Genomic DNA, 12,637 nt, shown 5'->3' with positions numbered 1-12,637 from the left:
GCTCGGCCGCCAGCAACACGGGCAACCGCTCGGCCGCCAGCAACACGGGCAACCGCTCGGCCGCCAGCAACACGGGCGACTACTCGGCCGCCAGCAACACGGGCTACGGCTCGGCCGCCAGCAACACGGGAAGCTCGTCTAAGGTTTCTAACGAGGGGCATTTCGCAGTTGCGAGCAGCACCGGTGACGGCTCGACGGCCGACACTTCCGGCCACCACTCTGCGGCCACCGCCACCGGCTACGGATCCTCGGCCAGCGCGACCGGCGATCACTCACTCGCCGCCAACGCCGGCAACCGCTCGACCGCCAGCGTGACCGGCCAGGGCTCTGTCGCGGTGGCTACAGGCCACCGCAGCCGGGCCCGCGCCAGCGTAGGCGGTGCTTTTGTCCTGTGCTACCGCGACGAGGACGACGACCAGATCGTAGACATTCGCGCCGCCCTCGTCGGCCACGGCGGCATCAAGCCGGATACCTGGTACCGCCTGGGCGCCGACGGCACGTTCATCGAAGTTTCCGACGACCAGGAGTGACGCCATGCGCAACCGCACCCCCAAAACCGAAGACGAGTTCCCCTATCTGCCGCCGCTCGGGCGCCTGGATCTTGCCTGCCTCGCGCTTTGTGTGCTGGTGGTGCTGGGTTGCCTGGGTTACCTGGCATTCGACCTGTTCAGCATGGTTCTGTGCGATCGCTACGGGGTCTGCTATGCGTGAGTCCACGATCGAGCAGCACGCCGTCGCCATGTTCAAGGCGCTGGGCGACCTGCCCTACAAGTTCACGAGCCCCGGCCGGCGCAACGTGCCCGACCGCTTGCGGCTGTGCGAGATCCCGGCCGAACACCGCGAGATCGTCGCGCGCTACGTCCAATTCATCGAGTTCAAGGCCACCGGCGAGAAGCCCACCGCGGCGCAAGAGCGCGAGCATGCGCGCCTTCGCAAGCTGGGCTTTCGCGTCGAAGTCGTCGACAACATCGCTGGCGTGGACGCGCTGGTCCGGGAGACATGGAAATGAGCGACACGAAGCACGGCTGGGTCTCCCCACGCGCCGACGGCGCCCGTGCCCGCTGCGGCGGCCCGGGGATCTGCGCGACCTGCAACACTGAAGCGATGCACGAAAAGATGCTGACCGGCCTGTTTGGGGCGCCGGCGGCCACGCCTCACCGCGCGCCTGCCGAGCGCGAGGCGGTCGACACAGATTCTTTCGACGACCCCAGCGCGCTCGCGGCTGCGGCCGATGCGCTGTCGGGCGACACCAGCAACGATAACGCGCAGTTCGCCGCCGCGTATCTCTATCGACAAGCAAAGGCCCTCGCTACTTCAGCTGCTCCGCCCTGCCCGACCTGCAACGACCAGGGCGCCGTCGGCAACATCCTGACCGCCCAGCCGTGCCCCGACTGCGCCGCCCCTGCATCCCCCGTATCCACGGTGGAGGATGCCGGCGCACAGAAGGTCGTGATCGACTTCGACCAGGTCGGCAGCGCTGGCCCGTTCCATGTGATCGATGGGCGCGTCACTATTCCCGCCGTCACCGTCATGGATCTGGTCCGTATGGCCTCTCCCGCTGCTGGCGATGCGCAGGGCCTGACGCTGGCGCAGAAGTACGAAGACGCCTGCATCCTGGCCAACGCCAATGCCCGGGATGCAGCGCGATGGCGCGCCTACGCGGCACAGTTCCCCGAGATATCCGACGCATTCCTTGCGGTGCATGCTGTGGATGGCGGCAACCCACTGCCGACGATCAAGGGCGCGGCGATCACGGGCGGCTATGTCGTCGTGACGCCGGCCGGCTGGGATGCCGACAAGGCCACGAAGCTGCGTGACGCCATCCTGCGGCTATTCCACGTCAACCCCGCGCACACGCCGCGACCGAGCGACGAGCTTGCAGCCCAACGTAAGGGGGATGCGTGATGGATGCTTGTCGATTCTATCGGCCTGGGCAGCTATGCCGTGCGGGATTTCCTCTAGGGTACCCGAGCAGTAGCGCCTGCTCCGGGCGAACCTGCATGACCTGCGGCCGGCCCAACGAGGTGATACCCCCGTGCCAGGACGAAGATATAAACCCGCGCTGGCTCGACGACAGCGGTAAGCCACGCCACGCAGAGCAAGGGGTCAATCATGGCTTCCAGCAGAGCAGCCAGGGCGCGGGGAGGTGAGCATGACCATCACCATCCACTGGTGGACGCTCCCCACCATTCTGACCGTCCTGAGCGCCGTCTATGCCATCTGGCCGTCCCGTAGCGGCAACGCCTGGGATTCCCTGGCTGGCGGCTCCGTGGTCCTCATTCTTATCTGCGTGAACTTGGCCGCATGGCTGATAGGAGCATTTCTCAAATGACCCAACAAGACGACATCACCCAGCGCGTGCTGACGGACGACGAACTTATGGCCCTGCTACCTGGCGCTGTCCGCCTTCCTCCTGGCTGGAAAGACACCGCCCGCGCCATCGAATCCGTCGTGCTGTCCAAGCTGCGCGCCCCTGTAGCCGACGAGCGGGCGGCGTTTGAGGCGTGGGCAACCGCCATCGCAGAAAAATATGATGTGACGCGCAACGGCGACCACTACATGGAGCCGTACACCGAGTGGGTATGGGAGGCATGGCAAGCCAGCCGCGCCGCCCTGGCAAGCGCCCCTGTAGCCGACCGTCAGCGCCTTCGTGAACTAGTTGATGTGGTCTGGAACGAGGCGACCGAAAGTACCGCCGTGCCGGATACGCCGTGGGCTGATCGGCTGATCGACAAGGTATTCCCCTCGCTGGCGGCAAGCGCCCCTGTAGCCAGTCTGCCGGACGTTGAGCCGGAGCCGCGCACAGCCGAGGATTACGCAATCCCGGTGGTCGGCGTGGGGACAAGTGCCCCTGTAGCCATGTCCGAAACGGAGCGCAGCGCCATTACCGGCCTGATCGCCGTAGCGCGTGCCGCCTTCAACGTCGCAGACGACGCAGAGGACGACGGCGACCAGATCAAGGTGGACCGTGCGGACGCCGACGCCCTGAGCGCAGCTTTGGACGCGCTGGATGAACTGCCCGACGATCAACCAGGCTATTCGATGGGGCCGAGCAATAAGGCCGAGTGGGCGTTACGCCGTCTGCTGAACGCGGCGAGCGCCCCTGTAGCCGGGGAGGCGCGGCCGGTGGCCAGGATCGACAATTTCGGCAACGTGGTCATGCTGACGTCCGATGCGCCGCTCAATAGCTACCTCTATGCCGCGCCCCAGGCCAGCGCCGATGCGTTGGAAGTAGCGCGCGCGGCGCTGATGGAGATTGCCGACCTGGCGGACGTGGAGGCGGACCAGCGCGGCGTCATCGTCAATCAGGCGCTGACCAAGATTGCCAAGATTGCCAAGATGACCGCCGTGCCCCAGGCGGACAAGGATGGCGCGGTTGACGAATCGCGGAATCTGCAAGGAAATCCGGTTGACAGATCGGCGGAATTGCAAGGTGACAAGGACGGCGGCCAGCAGCGCGCCGAAGACGCCGAACGGTGGCGCTGGGCTACGGCCACCGATGAAAACGCCCAAATGCTCTACACCATCGTGCAGGCCTACGGCGGTGACCAGCAAAAGATCAACGAGCGCGCCGACTTCTACCGCGCCGCCCTTTCTGCCACCCAGGAGCCGCCCAAATGACCCGATACCGTGCGCTGCGCCTGATGGGCTGCGGCTGGTTCACTGCGGGATTTATCGCCGCCCTCAACGAAGCATTCGGCGTTCCGAAAAATGAGGCGAGATTCATGAATGTCGTCGTAGAGATTGATGACCCCACCCAGGCCGAACAAGGAGAGCGGGATGCCTAGCGCCACTACCCTCATCATCCTGACCATGCCGAAAGGGCATGTGCGGCCCGGCTCGAGCAAAGTGGATTGCCAGGCGCTGGCCGCCGCCTTCGACCCGACCACCGCGCCGCGCGACCAGCAGCTCAAGTACGCCGCATGCGTCCCGGTCTTGCACCCCAAGCCGGCCACACCCGCCAACCCGAACGACAACCCCGGGCTTCAAGCTGCCGCCGTGATGATCATCATCGGGTTCGCGGTGCTGCTGGCCGTCCTGGCCGTCCTGGCCCTGGAGAAATCGGGAGGCGCAAAGCCGTGACTGCCCGCCGCGCCTTCGCCGCGCGCCCCTATGGCGCGCTCATCACCAACCACATCCTGGACGTGGCGCGCTGCGGCGTGTGGGCCGGCATGGGCATGGGCAAGACCGTGTCCACGCTCAACGCCCTGGACCTGCTGGAGCTCGCCGAGCCGGGCCCGGCGCTGGTGTGCGCGCCGCTGCGCGTGGCGCAATCGACCTGGCCGGACGAGGCGGCCAAGTGGCGGCACCTGCGAAACGTCGCCGTCACGCCCATCGTCGGGGACGTGAAGGCCCGCGAGCGTGCCGCGCTGCGCGCCTTCGATTTCTCGGCCAGCATCTTCACGATCAACTACGAGAACCTGCCCTGGCTGGTGGACTTGCTGGAGCGCTGGAAACGGCCCTGGCCGTTCCGCAAGATCGTGGCCGACGAGTCCACCAAGCTCAAGGGCTTTCGGCTGCGGCAAGGCACGCAGCGCGCCCGCGCGTTGGGTCGCGTGGCGCACAAGCACGCCGCGCACTTCGTCGAGCTGACCGGCACTCCGTCGCCGAACGGGCTGCAGGATCTGTGGGGCCAGGCCTGGTACTTGGATCAGGGCCAGCGGCTGGGCCGAACGTTCGACGCGTTCCGCCAGCGCTGGTTTCGGCCGTCCTTCGATGGCTACGGCATCGAGCCGCTGCCCTTCGCCCAGGAGCAGATCGAGAATGCTATGCGCGATCTGTGCCTGTCCTTGGACGCGCGCGACTGGTTTGACTTGAAAGAACCGATCGTCAATATGATCCGCGTCGACCTGCCGCCCAAGGCCCGCGCGCTCTACGATGACATGGAAAAGGCCATGTTTGCCCAGATCGGCGAACACGAAGTCGAGGCGTTCAACGCGGCGGCCAAGACGATGAAGTGCCTGCAGTTGGCCAACGGTGCCGCCTACGTCGGCGAGGACGGCACGCAATGGGCCGTGGTGCACGACATCAAGCTGCAGGCACTGGACGAGATCATTGAGGAAGCGGCAGGCATGCCGGTGCTGGTGGCCTATCACTTCAAATCCGACCTGGTCCGGCTGCTCAAGGCGTTCCCAAAGGGACGCCAACTCGACAAGGACCCACAGACGCTGCGCGATTGGAACGCCGGCAAGATCCCGGTGCTGTTCGCCCACCCGGCCAGCGCCGGCCACGGCCTGAACCTGCAGGACGGCGGCAACATCCTGGTGTTCTTCAGCGTGAACTGGAACCTCGAAGAGCACCAGCAGATCATCGAACGCATCGGTCCCACGCGCCAGATGCAGGCCGGCCACGACCGGCCAGTCTTCATCCACTACATCCTGGCGCGCGACACGGTCGACGAGATCGTGCTGGCGCGCATCGAAACTAAGCGCGAGGTGCAAGACCTCCTGCTGGAAGCTCTGAAAAGGAGAGCATAACCATGGCTAAAAGGAAAATATTACTGCCGCCGCTTGTCGCGGAACAGCCGGCCGACGTGGTCAACCATCCCGCTCACTATACCGCCGGCGGCATCGAGTGCATCGAAGCGATCGCCGCTGCAACGACTGGCCTGGAAGGTATCGAGGCGGCCTGCACCGCCAACGCCATCAAGTACCTGTGGCGCTGGAAGCGTAAGAACGGCGTCGAGGATCTGCGCAAGGCCCGCTGGTACATCAACCACCTGCTGGGGGATAACTGATGGCTGACATCATCGACGAAGCTGGCGACCACATCGAGCGCGAGGCCGCCGCGCGCCAGGCGGCAGTCCGCGCACAGGCTGCGGCCATGCCCAAGGGCGAACCGGGCGATTGTGACCTGTGCGGCGAATGGACGGCCCGCCTCGTCGGCGGCGCCTGCGCGCCCTGCCGCGACCGGTACAAGCTGCCGTAGGAGGTCGCCATGGACGTCCCTGGCAACGAAACCGCGCTGACGCTGCAGGAAGCCGCGGCGCGCCTGAACCTTTCGTACAGCACCGTGTTTGCCCAGCGTGAGCGCATCGGCTTTCGCCTGCCCGGCTCCCGGGTATGGCGCGTCTGGCCATCCCGACTTGCTGAGCTGGGCCAAAAAAGTAACAATCTGACCCGGCTATCGCTGCGGGTCGGTGGAGATGATCAATGCCAATCCGCAAAGACAAAACAACCGGCGTCTACCAAGTTGACGTCCGCGCGCCAAGCGGCCAAAGAGTTAGATGCTCTGCTCGGACAACCGACAAAAAGGCAGCCCAGGAGTACCACGACCGGCTGAAAGCTGACCTTTGGCGCCAGTCCATGCTGGGTGAAGCGCCAGACCGTACCTTCGAAGAGGGGGCGGTGCGCTTTCTGCAAGAATGCGTGGGCCAGCGCGACTACGACACAAAGGTGCGTCACATCGCTTGGTGGCGCGGCCAGTTTGCCGGCCGCGCGCTTCGCTCTTTAACCTCTGTCGAAATCGTCGACGCCCTTCCGACCCACCGGCGGCATCGGTACGGCAAGGCCACGCCGTTGGCGCCTGCCACCCGCAACCGTTACATGGCGACCATCCGGGCGATGCTCAATTCATGCGCCAGCGCCGGCTGGCTCGACAAGCCGCCAAAGCTGACGCAGTTCACAGAGCCCAGGGTGCGTGTGCGGTGGGAGCCGCCCCACGTCATAGCGCGCATCATCCAAGGCATTACCCTGCCCTGGCTCAAGGATGCCGCGGTGGTGGCGGTGGCCACGGGAATGCGCGAGTCCGAGCTTTTCGGCCTCACACATTCCAGCATCAACATCGCCAACCGAACGGCGTGGGTTACCCACGATGAGGCGAAGTCGGCGCGGGCCCGGTCGGTCCCGCTCAACGGTGATTCGGTCTCGGTCATCGAGCGCCGGCTGAAGACGAGCAAGCGTCACGTGTTCACCCGGGACGGCGGCGACGGCCGGCGGATCCACAAGCACGACCGCCGGGCATTCCAGCGGGCCTGCAAGGCTGCTGGCGTCACCAATTTCAAATGGCATGACCTGCGGCATACCTGGGCGAGTTGGCACGCCCAGGCTGGCACGCCGTTGCTGGTGCTCAAGGAATTGGGCGGCTGGGAGCGAATTGAGATGGTGCAGAAGTACGCGCACCTGGCGCCCAGCCATTGGGCGGCCCATGCCGAGACGGTCAATTTTTGGTCAATCCCGGCCGACAAAGAAAAAACGCCGCTTGGCAGAGCGGCGTAACTTCTTGATCTGGAAAGAGTTTTTGGGGTGGCTGATGGGACTCGAACCCACGACAACCGGAATCACAATCCGGGACTCTACCAACTGAGCTACAGCCACCACTTGATCTGCTTCGCCGTTGACACGACAAGTTTCGTGCTCAACTGCAAAGAGGCCGAATTCTAGCACGTTTTTTTGAGGCGTGTAAAACGGGTGACACCTCGGCGGGCCAACGGGAACATTCCTCCCCTCGCCGCGTGACAAAACCGCGCGCGGCCCGCCGCGCTCGTGCGCGGGCCTTGCTATCCTTGGCGCTCGGATCATTCCCTGGAGGCCCGCGCTTCGCCGTTGCTATGGATCGCATACACCAACTACTGATCGATTACTGGCCCCACATGGTGTTCACCCTCAGCGTGGTGGCGGGCGCGGGCGCGGCGGTGCATGCGGCCATGACCAAGCAGGATGTGCGATCGGCCATCGGCTGGGTGGGGCTGGCGCTGTTTTCGCCGTTGTTCGGAGCGGCCGTCTATTTCGTGGCGGGGATCAATCGGATCCGCAAGACGCGGCTGTCGCAGCAGCGCGACGAGGCGATGCTGGTGGACGCGGCGCTGGTGGAGACCCCGAGCGTGGATGTGGCGCCGATCTCCGGGCCGCAGTTTGCGTCGCTGAAGGTGCTGGGGGACCGCGTCAGCCGGTTCCGGTTGCTGGGCGGCAATGCGGTGCAGCCGCTGGCCGGCGGCGACGAAGCCTATCCGGCGATGCTGCGGGCGATCCGCGAGGCGCGGCACGCGGTGGCGATGCAAAGCTACATCTTCGACAACGACGCGATCGGACGCGAGATGGCGCAGGCGCTGATCGAGGCGCGGGAGCGCGGGGTGCAGGTGCGGGTGCTGATCGACGCGATCGGCGCCAAGTATTCGCGGCCGCCGATCGTGCGGATGCTGGCGCGTGGCGGGGTGCCGGTGGCGCGGTTCATGACCAATCCGCTGGGCGTGCTGCGCATGCCGTACGCCAACCTGCGCAGCCACCGCAAGGTGCTGGTGGTCGACGGGCGCATCGGTTTCACCGGCGGCATGAATGTGCGGGCGGCGTTCGTGACGGCGCTGTCGGGCGCGGCGACCAACGTCGATACGCATTTCCGGGTGGAAGGGCCGATCGTGACGCAACTGATGTCGGTGTTCGCGCACGATTGGAATTTCACGACGCATGAGTCGCTGCCGGCGCAGCCATGGTTCGATCCGCAGGCGCAGCCGCCGCATGGCGCGGTGCCGATGCGCTGCGTGCCGTCGGGGCCGGACCGCGCCATGGGCAGCGCGCACAGCATCCTGCTGGGTGCGCTGGCGGTGGCGCAGCGGCATGTGCGGATCCAGTCTCCCTATTTCCTGCCCGATCAGCCGCTGATCGGCGCGCTGGCGACGGCGGCGCGGCGGGGGGTGGTGGTGGATATCGTGATTCCGGGCAAGAACAATCTGCGGCTGGTCGATTACGCCATGACGGCGCAACTGGACCAGGTGGTGCGCACGGGGTGCCGGGTATGGCGCTCGCGAGGAGCGTTCGACCACTCGAAGCTGATGACGGTGGACGACGGCTGGGCCTACGTGGGATCGTCGAATCTGGATCCGCGCAGCCTGCGGCTCAATTTCGAGCTGGATACCGAGATCTACGACGTGGACGTGGCGCGCTGGGTGAGCGCCCGGATCGACGCGCAGGTGGCCGCGGGGCGCCGCCAGACGTTGGAGGAGCTGCAGCAGGCGCCGTTCGCCAAGCGGCTGCGCAACAAGGTGATCTGGCTGGCGACGCCGTATCTGTAGGCCGGTGACAGCGCCGGCGGCTTGCCGCCGCCGATTCCGCGGCGTGGGGCGAAGCCACGGCGGCCCCATCGGCCCAAGGGCAAGCCGACCGTTCAGCCGTCCGAGGTGGGCACCGCCGCCTGGCGCACGGCGAAGACGGCGCTGGCCTTGAGCACCAGGCGTTCGTCCACTTTCAGGTGACAAGTGGCGTAGATCAGGCGCTTGCCGCGCTTGTCGATGGTGACGTGGGCTTCGAGCCAGTCGCCGGGCATGACGGCGTTGAGGTATTCGACCGACATCTGCGCGGTGACGACCGAGGCCTGGCACTGGTGAGCGATGACGAAGCCAAGCGCGCTGTCGGCCAGGGTGGCGAGCAGGCCGCCGTGGGCCATGCCATGCATGTTGCCGTGGGCCGTGCCGATGCGCATGGCCAGCACGTCATCAGCATCGCGCCGGTAGAAGCCGCCCAGGTCCGCCAGGTGGCGCATGAATTGGCTGCTGGGAAGCCAGGGTGCGAAGCCGGCGGGAATGGTGTCTGTCATGGCGAGGGAAAGGTGCGCTGCGCAATGCCCCACGGTAGCGCAAACCGCCGGGCGCGCGCCAGCGGCGGCGCCGGGCGACCGGTGAACGGACAATATCCGGCGCAACTGGCGCCGGCGTCGCGCCGGCGCTACAGTCTTCCCATGCAATTGCCCCTTTCTTCACCGCCCGCATGAACCGCATCAAGACCTACGGCATGGCCGAGCGCGCGGACTATTTCGATTTCGATATCCGCGCGCAGCAGGTGCGCGAACCGCTGGAGCAGCCGCACCGGCACGAGTATTTCCAGATCCAGGTAAACCTGGAGGGCGATACGCGCCAGACCATCAGCGGCACCACGCGGCCGTTCCCGCGCGGGGGGCTGAGTTTCGTGCTGCCGTACCGGGTGCACCTGGTGCCGCATCCGCCGGGCGCGCGCTACGTCATCATCAATTTCGCCCAGCGGTTCCTGTGGCCGGAGCTGGCGGTCGATCCGCTGGACCTGGAGGACGTGCCGATGGCGCAGGCGCCGGCGCTGGCGCCGTTCCTGTTCCAGGAGTACCTGGATTTCGCGCTGGACGCGGACGGGCTGGCCGAGGCCGAGACGCTGATCGGACGACTGACGGACCAGAACCGGCGCCGCGGGTTCGGGTCGACGACGGTCATCCGCGGCCTGATGCTGCAACTGATCGGGCTGGTGTGCGGCCGCTACGAGGCCGACCTGCTGCACCTGGCGCGGCACCATGCCGGCAGCAGCCGGCGCGAGAGCGTGCGGCGGGTGCTGGCGCACATCGGCGCGCACCTGGCCGAGAACCTGACGCTGAACGACGCGGCGGCGGCGGCATTCCTGTCGCCCAACTACCTGGCGCACCTGCTCAAGAAAGAGACCGGCAAGACCTTCACCGAGCTGGTGGCCGAGCGCCGCATGGCGCTGGCGCGCGACCTGCTGGCGCACACGGCGCGCACGGTGGCGCAGGTGGCGCATGCGGCGGGGTTCGCGGACGAGGCCTATTTCTCGCGCCGCTTCCGCCAACTGGAAGGGGTCAGCCCGACCGGCTACCGCGAGCGCCTGCGCGGCGGCGAGGCGGAGGCGCGGTGAAGCCTAGGCGCGGCAGGGCCGATGCCCAGTGAGGCGCGGTGAGGCCGCCGGCGGTAAGGTCGACCCGCTGCGAAGCCCCCACCCTGGGCGACTACCCGCCACAAGCCGCGCAAAAAGGACACGACAGGACGCGCGGCGAAATGCGTGGAATCGTCCACGGATTGCGTAATCGTCTCCAGGCCGGGCAGGCCAGGCCGACCTAAGCTGGCGGCAACCCTCGCAACCTTCAGGAGACCCGCGATGACCCAGGCCGTCCAAACCCCGTTTACCGTGGCGCAGACCACCGTGCCGATCGCCGGCAGCGCGCTGCGCTTTCCGGTGCGCCGCATCTACTGCATCGGCCGCAACTACGCCGCCCACGCCATCGAGATGGGTTCGGACCCGAGCCGCGAGCCGCCGTTCTTCTTCCAGAAGCCGACGGACGCGATCCAGGTGGTGTTGCCGGACACGGTGACCGACCATCCCTACCCGCCGCTGACGCAGAATTACCACTACGAGGTGGAGCTGGTGGCGGCGCTGTCCCAGGGCGGGCGCGACATTGCGCTGGACAAGGCGCTGGACTGCGTCTACGGCTACGCGCTGGGACTGGACATGACGCGGCGCGACCTGCAACGCGGCATGGGCGACCAGAAGAAGCCGTGGGAGATCGGCAAGAGCTTCGATCACGCGGCGCCGATCGGCCCGATCCATCCGGTGGCCCGGACCGGCCACTACAAGGAAGGCGACATCTGGCTGGCCGTCAACGGCGAGCGCAAGCAGCAGGCCACGCTGTCGCACATGATCTGGTCGGTGGCCGAGCAGATCTCGCGGCTGTCGCAGGCGTTCGAGCTGTTTCCCGGCGACCTGATCTATTCGGGCACGCCGGAGAACGTCGGCCCGGTGGTGCGCGGCGATGTGATCGTGGCGCACGTGGACGGCCTGCCGGAACTTAGCATCCGCATCGTGTGATGCGCGACGCCGGCTGGCCCTGCCGCCCTCCCCGGCGCCAGCCTGGTCTTGGCGCCTCGCCGCCCGGCATGCGGCGGGGCGCCGTAAGGCCGTCCGGCAAGGACCGCGGCGCCGTGCCCCACGGCGGTGCGGCGTCCGGATCCTCGCGGATCTGAGAGTAAGATTTATGCCATAACAAACAGCCCGTGTGGCAGGAGCAGTGGAAGATGGCAAAAATCGGTATGGTGGGCATCGGCCTGATGGGCCATGGCATCGCAAGCAATCTGGTCAAGCATGGTCACGCGCTGACGGTGCTGGAACATCCGGGCAACCAGCCGCTGGACGCGCTGAAGGCGGCGGGCGCCACCAGTTGCGCCGACGGCGCGACGCTGGCGGCGCAGTCCGACGTGATCATCCTGTGCGTCACGGGCAGCCCGCAGGTCGAGGCGGTGCTGCTGTCGCCGGGCGGCGTGCTGGAAGGCCTGCGGCCCGGCACGGTGATCATCGACTGCTCGACCGCCATTCCCTCCTCCACCGTCAAGGTGGCCGAGGCGGTCACCGAGAAGGGCGGCCGGTTCCTCGACGCCCCCATGACGCGCACGCCGAAGGAAGCCGCCGAAGGCCGCCTGAACCTGCTGGTGGGCGGCGACAAGTCCCTGTTCGAGGAATGCAAACCGATCCTGGCGTGCTTTGCCGAGAACATCGCGCATGCCGGCCCCGTGGGCGCCGGCCACCGCATGAAGCTGTTGCACAACTATGTGTCGCTGGGCGCGATCGCGCTGCTGTCGGAAGCGGCCGCCTGCGCGCTGCGCGCCGATATCGACCCGGCGGTGTTCGCCGAGGTGCTGACCAAGGGCGGCGGCGGCGGCGTGGCGCTGGAGCGCCTCAAGCCGTATCTGCTGGAACAGGACCCGTCGTCGCTGCGCTTTTTCATGTCGAACGCGCAGAAGGATCTTTCCTACTACAACACCATGGCGGCCGAGACCGGCGCGGTGCGCGAGATCGGCGCGGCCGTGCTGCACACCTATGACCAGGCGGTCAGCCAGGGCGGCGGCGAGCGCTACGTGCCCGAGCTGGTGTCGCTGCTGAAGGACCGCTGAGCCGGA

General features: G+C 66.7%; 17 protein-coding genes, 1 tRNA gene and 1 pseudogene. 17 read left to right on the top strand and 2 right to left on the bottom strand.

The window, feature by feature from the left end:
- The 13 genes and pseudogenes from SB816_RS28290 to SB816_RS28230 all read left to right on the top strand — a co-directional run.
- Nucleotides 1–530, top strand: a pseudogene (locus SB816_RS28290) (hypothetical protein); the annotation flags it as partial.
- A 4-nt stretch (nucleotides 531–534) separates the two neighbouring features.
- Nucleotides 535–711 (top strand): hypothetical protein, encoded by a 177-nt coding sequence (locus SB816_RS28285; RefSeq protein WP_410547861.1) that lies wholly within the window; start codon nucleotides 535–537, stop codon nucleotides 709–711.
- Nucleotides 704–1,009, top strand: a complete 306-nt coding sequence (locus SB816_RS28280; protein WP_238919370.1) for a VRR-NUC domain-containing protein — start codon at nucleotides 704–706, stop codon at nucleotides 1,007–1,009. The genes SB816_RS28285 and SB816_RS28280 overlap by 8 nt, the downstream gene beginning before the upstream one ends.
- Complete coding sequence (locus tag SB816_RS28275; protein WP_410547860.1) at nucleotides 1,006–1,905, top strand: hypothetical protein; 900 nt, start codon at nucleotides 1,006–1,008, stop codon at nucleotides 1,903–1,905. The genes SB816_RS28280 and SB816_RS28275 overlap by 4 nt, the downstream gene beginning before the upstream one ends.
- A gap of 247 nt (nucleotides 1,906–2,152) precedes the next feature.
- Nucleotides 2,153–2,332: a hypothetical protein gene (locus SB816_RS28270; RefSeq protein WP_410547859.1), complete on the top strand. Its 180-nt coding sequence runs from the start codon at nucleotides 2,153–2,155 to the stop codon at nucleotides 2,330–2,332.
- Complete coding sequence (locus tag SB816_RS28265; RefSeq protein ID WP_410547858.1) at nucleotides 2,329–3,621, top strand: hypothetical protein; 1,293 nt, start codon at nucleotides 2,329–2,331, stop codon at nucleotides 3,619–3,621. Before SB816_RS28270 ends, SB816_RS28265 begins: the two co-directional genes overlap by 4 nt.
- On the top strand, nucleotides 3,618–3,788 hold the full coding sequence (locus SB816_RS28260) for a hypothetical protein (protein ID WP_410547857.1): 171 nt from the start codon (nucleotides 3,618–3,620) through the stop codon (nucleotides 3,786–3,788). Before SB816_RS28265 ends, SB816_RS28260 begins: the two co-directional genes overlap by 4 nt.
- Nucleotides 3,781–4,083, top strand: a complete 303-nt coding sequence (locus SB816_RS28255; RefSeq protein WP_410547856.1) for a hypothetical protein — start codon at nucleotides 3,781–3,783, stop codon at nucleotides 4,081–4,083. The genes SB816_RS28260 and SB816_RS28255 overlap by 8 nt, the downstream gene beginning before the upstream one ends.
- On the top strand, nucleotides 4,080–5,477 hold the full coding sequence (locus SB816_RS28250; RefSeq protein WP_410547855.1) for an SNF2-related protein: 1,398 nt from the start codon (nucleotides 4,080–4,082) through the stop codon (nucleotides 5,475–5,477). The genes SB816_RS28255 and SB816_RS28250 overlap by 4 nt, the downstream gene beginning before the upstream one ends.
- A 2-nt stretch (nucleotides 5,478–5,479) precedes the next feature.
- Nucleotides 5,480–5,737, top strand: a complete 258-nt coding sequence (locus SB816_RS28245; RefSeq protein WP_410547854.1) for a DUF3310 domain-containing protein — start codon at nucleotides 5,480–5,482, stop codon at nucleotides 5,735–5,737.
- Complete coding sequence (locus tag SB816_RS28240) at nucleotides 5,737–5,928, top strand: conjugal transfer protein TraR (protein WP_410547853.1); 192 nt, start codon at nucleotides 5,737–5,739, stop codon at nucleotides 5,926–5,928. Before SB816_RS28245 ends, SB816_RS28240 begins: the two co-directional genes overlap by 1 nt.
- Before the next feature lie 9 nt (nucleotides 5,929–5,937).
- The gene (locus SB816_RS28235) at nucleotides 5,938–6,282 is read left to right on the top strand and encodes a hypothetical protein (protein ID WP_410547852.1); all 345 of its coding nucleotides are present in this window, start codon (nucleotides 5,938–5,940) and stop codon (nucleotides 6,280–6,282) included.
- 23 nt (nucleotides 6,283–6,305) lie between these two features.
- Nucleotides 6,306–7,217, top strand: a complete 912-nt coding sequence (locus tag SB816_RS28230; RefSeq protein ID WP_410547851.1) for a tyrosine-type recombinase/integrase — start codon at nucleotides 6,306–6,308, stop codon at nucleotides 7,215–7,217.
- Between the two features lie 23 nt (nucleotides 7,218–7,240).
- Here the strand turns inward: SB816_RS28230 and SB816_RS28225 are convergent.
- Nucleotides 7,241–7,316: transfer RNA gene (locus SB816_RS28225), tRNA-His, on the bottom strand.
- 233 nt (nucleotides 7,317–7,549) lie between these two features.
- On the opposite strand from SB816_RS28225, the gene SB816_RS28220 reads away from it, so the two are divergent.
- Nucleotides 7,550–9,007, top strand: a complete 1,458-nt coding sequence (locus SB816_RS28220; protein ID WP_054503165.1) for a phospholipase D-like domain-containing protein — start codon at nucleotides 7,550–7,552, stop codon at nucleotides 9,005–9,007.
- 92 nt (nucleotides 9,008–9,099) lie between these two features.
- Here the strand turns inward: SB816_RS28220 and SB816_RS28215 are convergent, their stop codons facing one another.
- Entirely contained in the window at nucleotides 9,100–9,528 is a 429-nt protein-coding gene (locus SB816_RS28215) for a PaaI family thioesterase (protein WP_054503166.1), read from the bottom strand.
- Between the two features lie 170 nt (nucleotides 9,529–9,698).
- On the opposite strand from SB816_RS28215, the gene SB816_RS28210 reads away from it, so the two are divergent.
- The 3 genes from SB816_RS28210 to SB816_RS28200 all read left to right on the top strand — a co-directional run bounded on the left by SB816_RS28210 (nucleotide 9,699) and on the right by SB816_RS28200 (nucleotide 12,631).
- Entirely contained in the window at nucleotides 9,699–10,604 is a 906-nt protein-coding gene (locus SB816_RS28210; protein WP_064526087.1) for a helix-turn-helix transcriptional regulator, read from the top strand.
- Nucleotides 10,605–10,844: 240 nt separating this feature from the next.
- The gene (locus SB816_RS28205; protein WP_410547850.1) at nucleotides 10,845–11,552 is read left to right on the top strand and encodes a fumarylacetoacetate hydrolase family protein; all 708 of its coding nucleotides are present in this window, start codon (nucleotides 10,845–10,847) and stop codon (nucleotides 11,550–11,552) included.
- A gap of 206 nt (nucleotides 11,553–11,758) precedes the next feature.
- Nucleotides 11,759–12,631, top strand: coding sequence for an NAD(P)-dependent oxidoreductase (locus tag SB816_RS28200; RefSeq protein WP_049072832.1), 873 nt, complete (start codon nucleotides 11,759–11,761; stop codon nucleotides 12,629–12,631).
- The last annotated feature ends 6 nt before the right edge of the window (nucleotides 12,632–12,637 follow it).

The sequence above is a fragment of the Achromobacter sp. SIMBA_011 genome (genome assembly GCF_046535435.1).
Lineage (GTDB): Bacteria > Pseudomonadota > Gammaproteobacteria > Burkholderiales > Burkholderiaceae_B > Achromobacter > Achromobacter dolens.
The sequence above is the reverse complement of the archived record's forward strand: the minus strand, read 5'-3'. Positions and strand labels throughout refer to the sequence as shown.

What these genes read in the sequence shown, in the direction of transcription:
- SB816_RS28240 (WP_410547853.1), top strand. Translation starts at nt 5,737, where the DNA reads ATGGCTGACATCATCGACGAAGCTGGCGACCACATCGAGCGCGAGGCC.
- SB816_RS28220 (WP_054503165.1), top strand. Translation starts at nt 7,550, where the DNA reads ATGGATCGCATACACCAACTACTGATCGATTACTGGCCCCACATGGTG.
- SB816_RS28275 (WP_410547860.1), top strand. Translation starts at nt 1,006, where the DNA reads ATGAGCGACACGAAGCACGGCTGGGTCTCCCCACGCGCCGACGGCGCC.
- SB816_RS28215 (WP_054503166.1), bottom strand. Translation starts at nt 9,528, where the DNA reads ATGACAGACACCATTCCCGCCGGCTTCGCACCCTGGCTTCCCAGCAGC.
- SB816_RS28265 (WP_410547858.1), top strand. Translation starts at nt 2,329, where the DNA reads ATGACCCAACAAGACGACATCACCCAGCGCGTGCTGACGGACGACGAA.
- SB816_RS28255 (WP_410547856.1), top strand. Translation starts at nt 3,781, where the DNA reads ATGCCTAGCGCCACTACCCTCATCATCCTGACCATGCCGAAAGGGCAT.
- SB816_RS28205 (WP_410547850.1), top strand. Translation starts at nt 10,845, where the DNA reads ATGACCCAGGCCGTCCAAACCCCGTTTACCGTGGCGCAGACCACCGTG.
- SB816_RS28230 (WP_410547851.1), top strand. Translation starts at nt 6,306, where the DNA reads ATGCTGGGTGAAGCGCCAGACCGTACCTTCGAAGAGGGGGCGGTGCGC.
- SB816_RS28210 (WP_064526087.1), top strand. Translation starts at nt 9,699, where the DNA reads ATGAACCGCATCAAGACCTACGGCATGGCCGAGCGCGCGGACTATTTC.
- SB816_RS28260 (WP_410547857.1), top strand. Translation starts at nt 3,618, where the DNA reads ATGACCCGATACCGTGCGCTGCGCCTGATGGGCTGCGGCTGGTTCACT.
- SB816_RS28200 (WP_049072832.1), top strand. Translation starts at nt 11,759, where the DNA reads ATGGCAAAAATCGGTATGGTGGGCATCGGCCTGATGGGCCATGGCATC.
- SB816_RS28280 (WP_238919370.1), top strand. Translation starts at nt 704, where the DNA reads ATGCGTGAGTCCACGATCGAGCAGCACGCCGTCGCCATGTTCAAGGCG.
- SB816_RS28285 (WP_410547861.1), top strand. Translation starts at nt 535, where the DNA reads ATGCGCAACCGCACCCCCAAAACCGAAGACGAGTTCCCCTATCTGCCG.
- SB816_RS28235 (WP_410547852.1), top strand. Translation starts at nt 5,938, where the DNA reads ATGGACGTCCCTGGCAACGAAACCGCGCTGACGCTGCAGGAAGCCGCG.
- SB816_RS28245 (WP_410547854.1), top strand. Translation starts at nt 5,480, where the DNA reads ATGGCTAAAAGGAAAATATTACTGCCGCCGCTTGTCGCGGAACAGCCG.
- SB816_RS28270 (WP_410547859.1), top strand. Translation starts at nt 2,153, where the DNA reads ATGACCATCACCATCCACTGGTGGACGCTCCCCACCATTCTGACCGTC.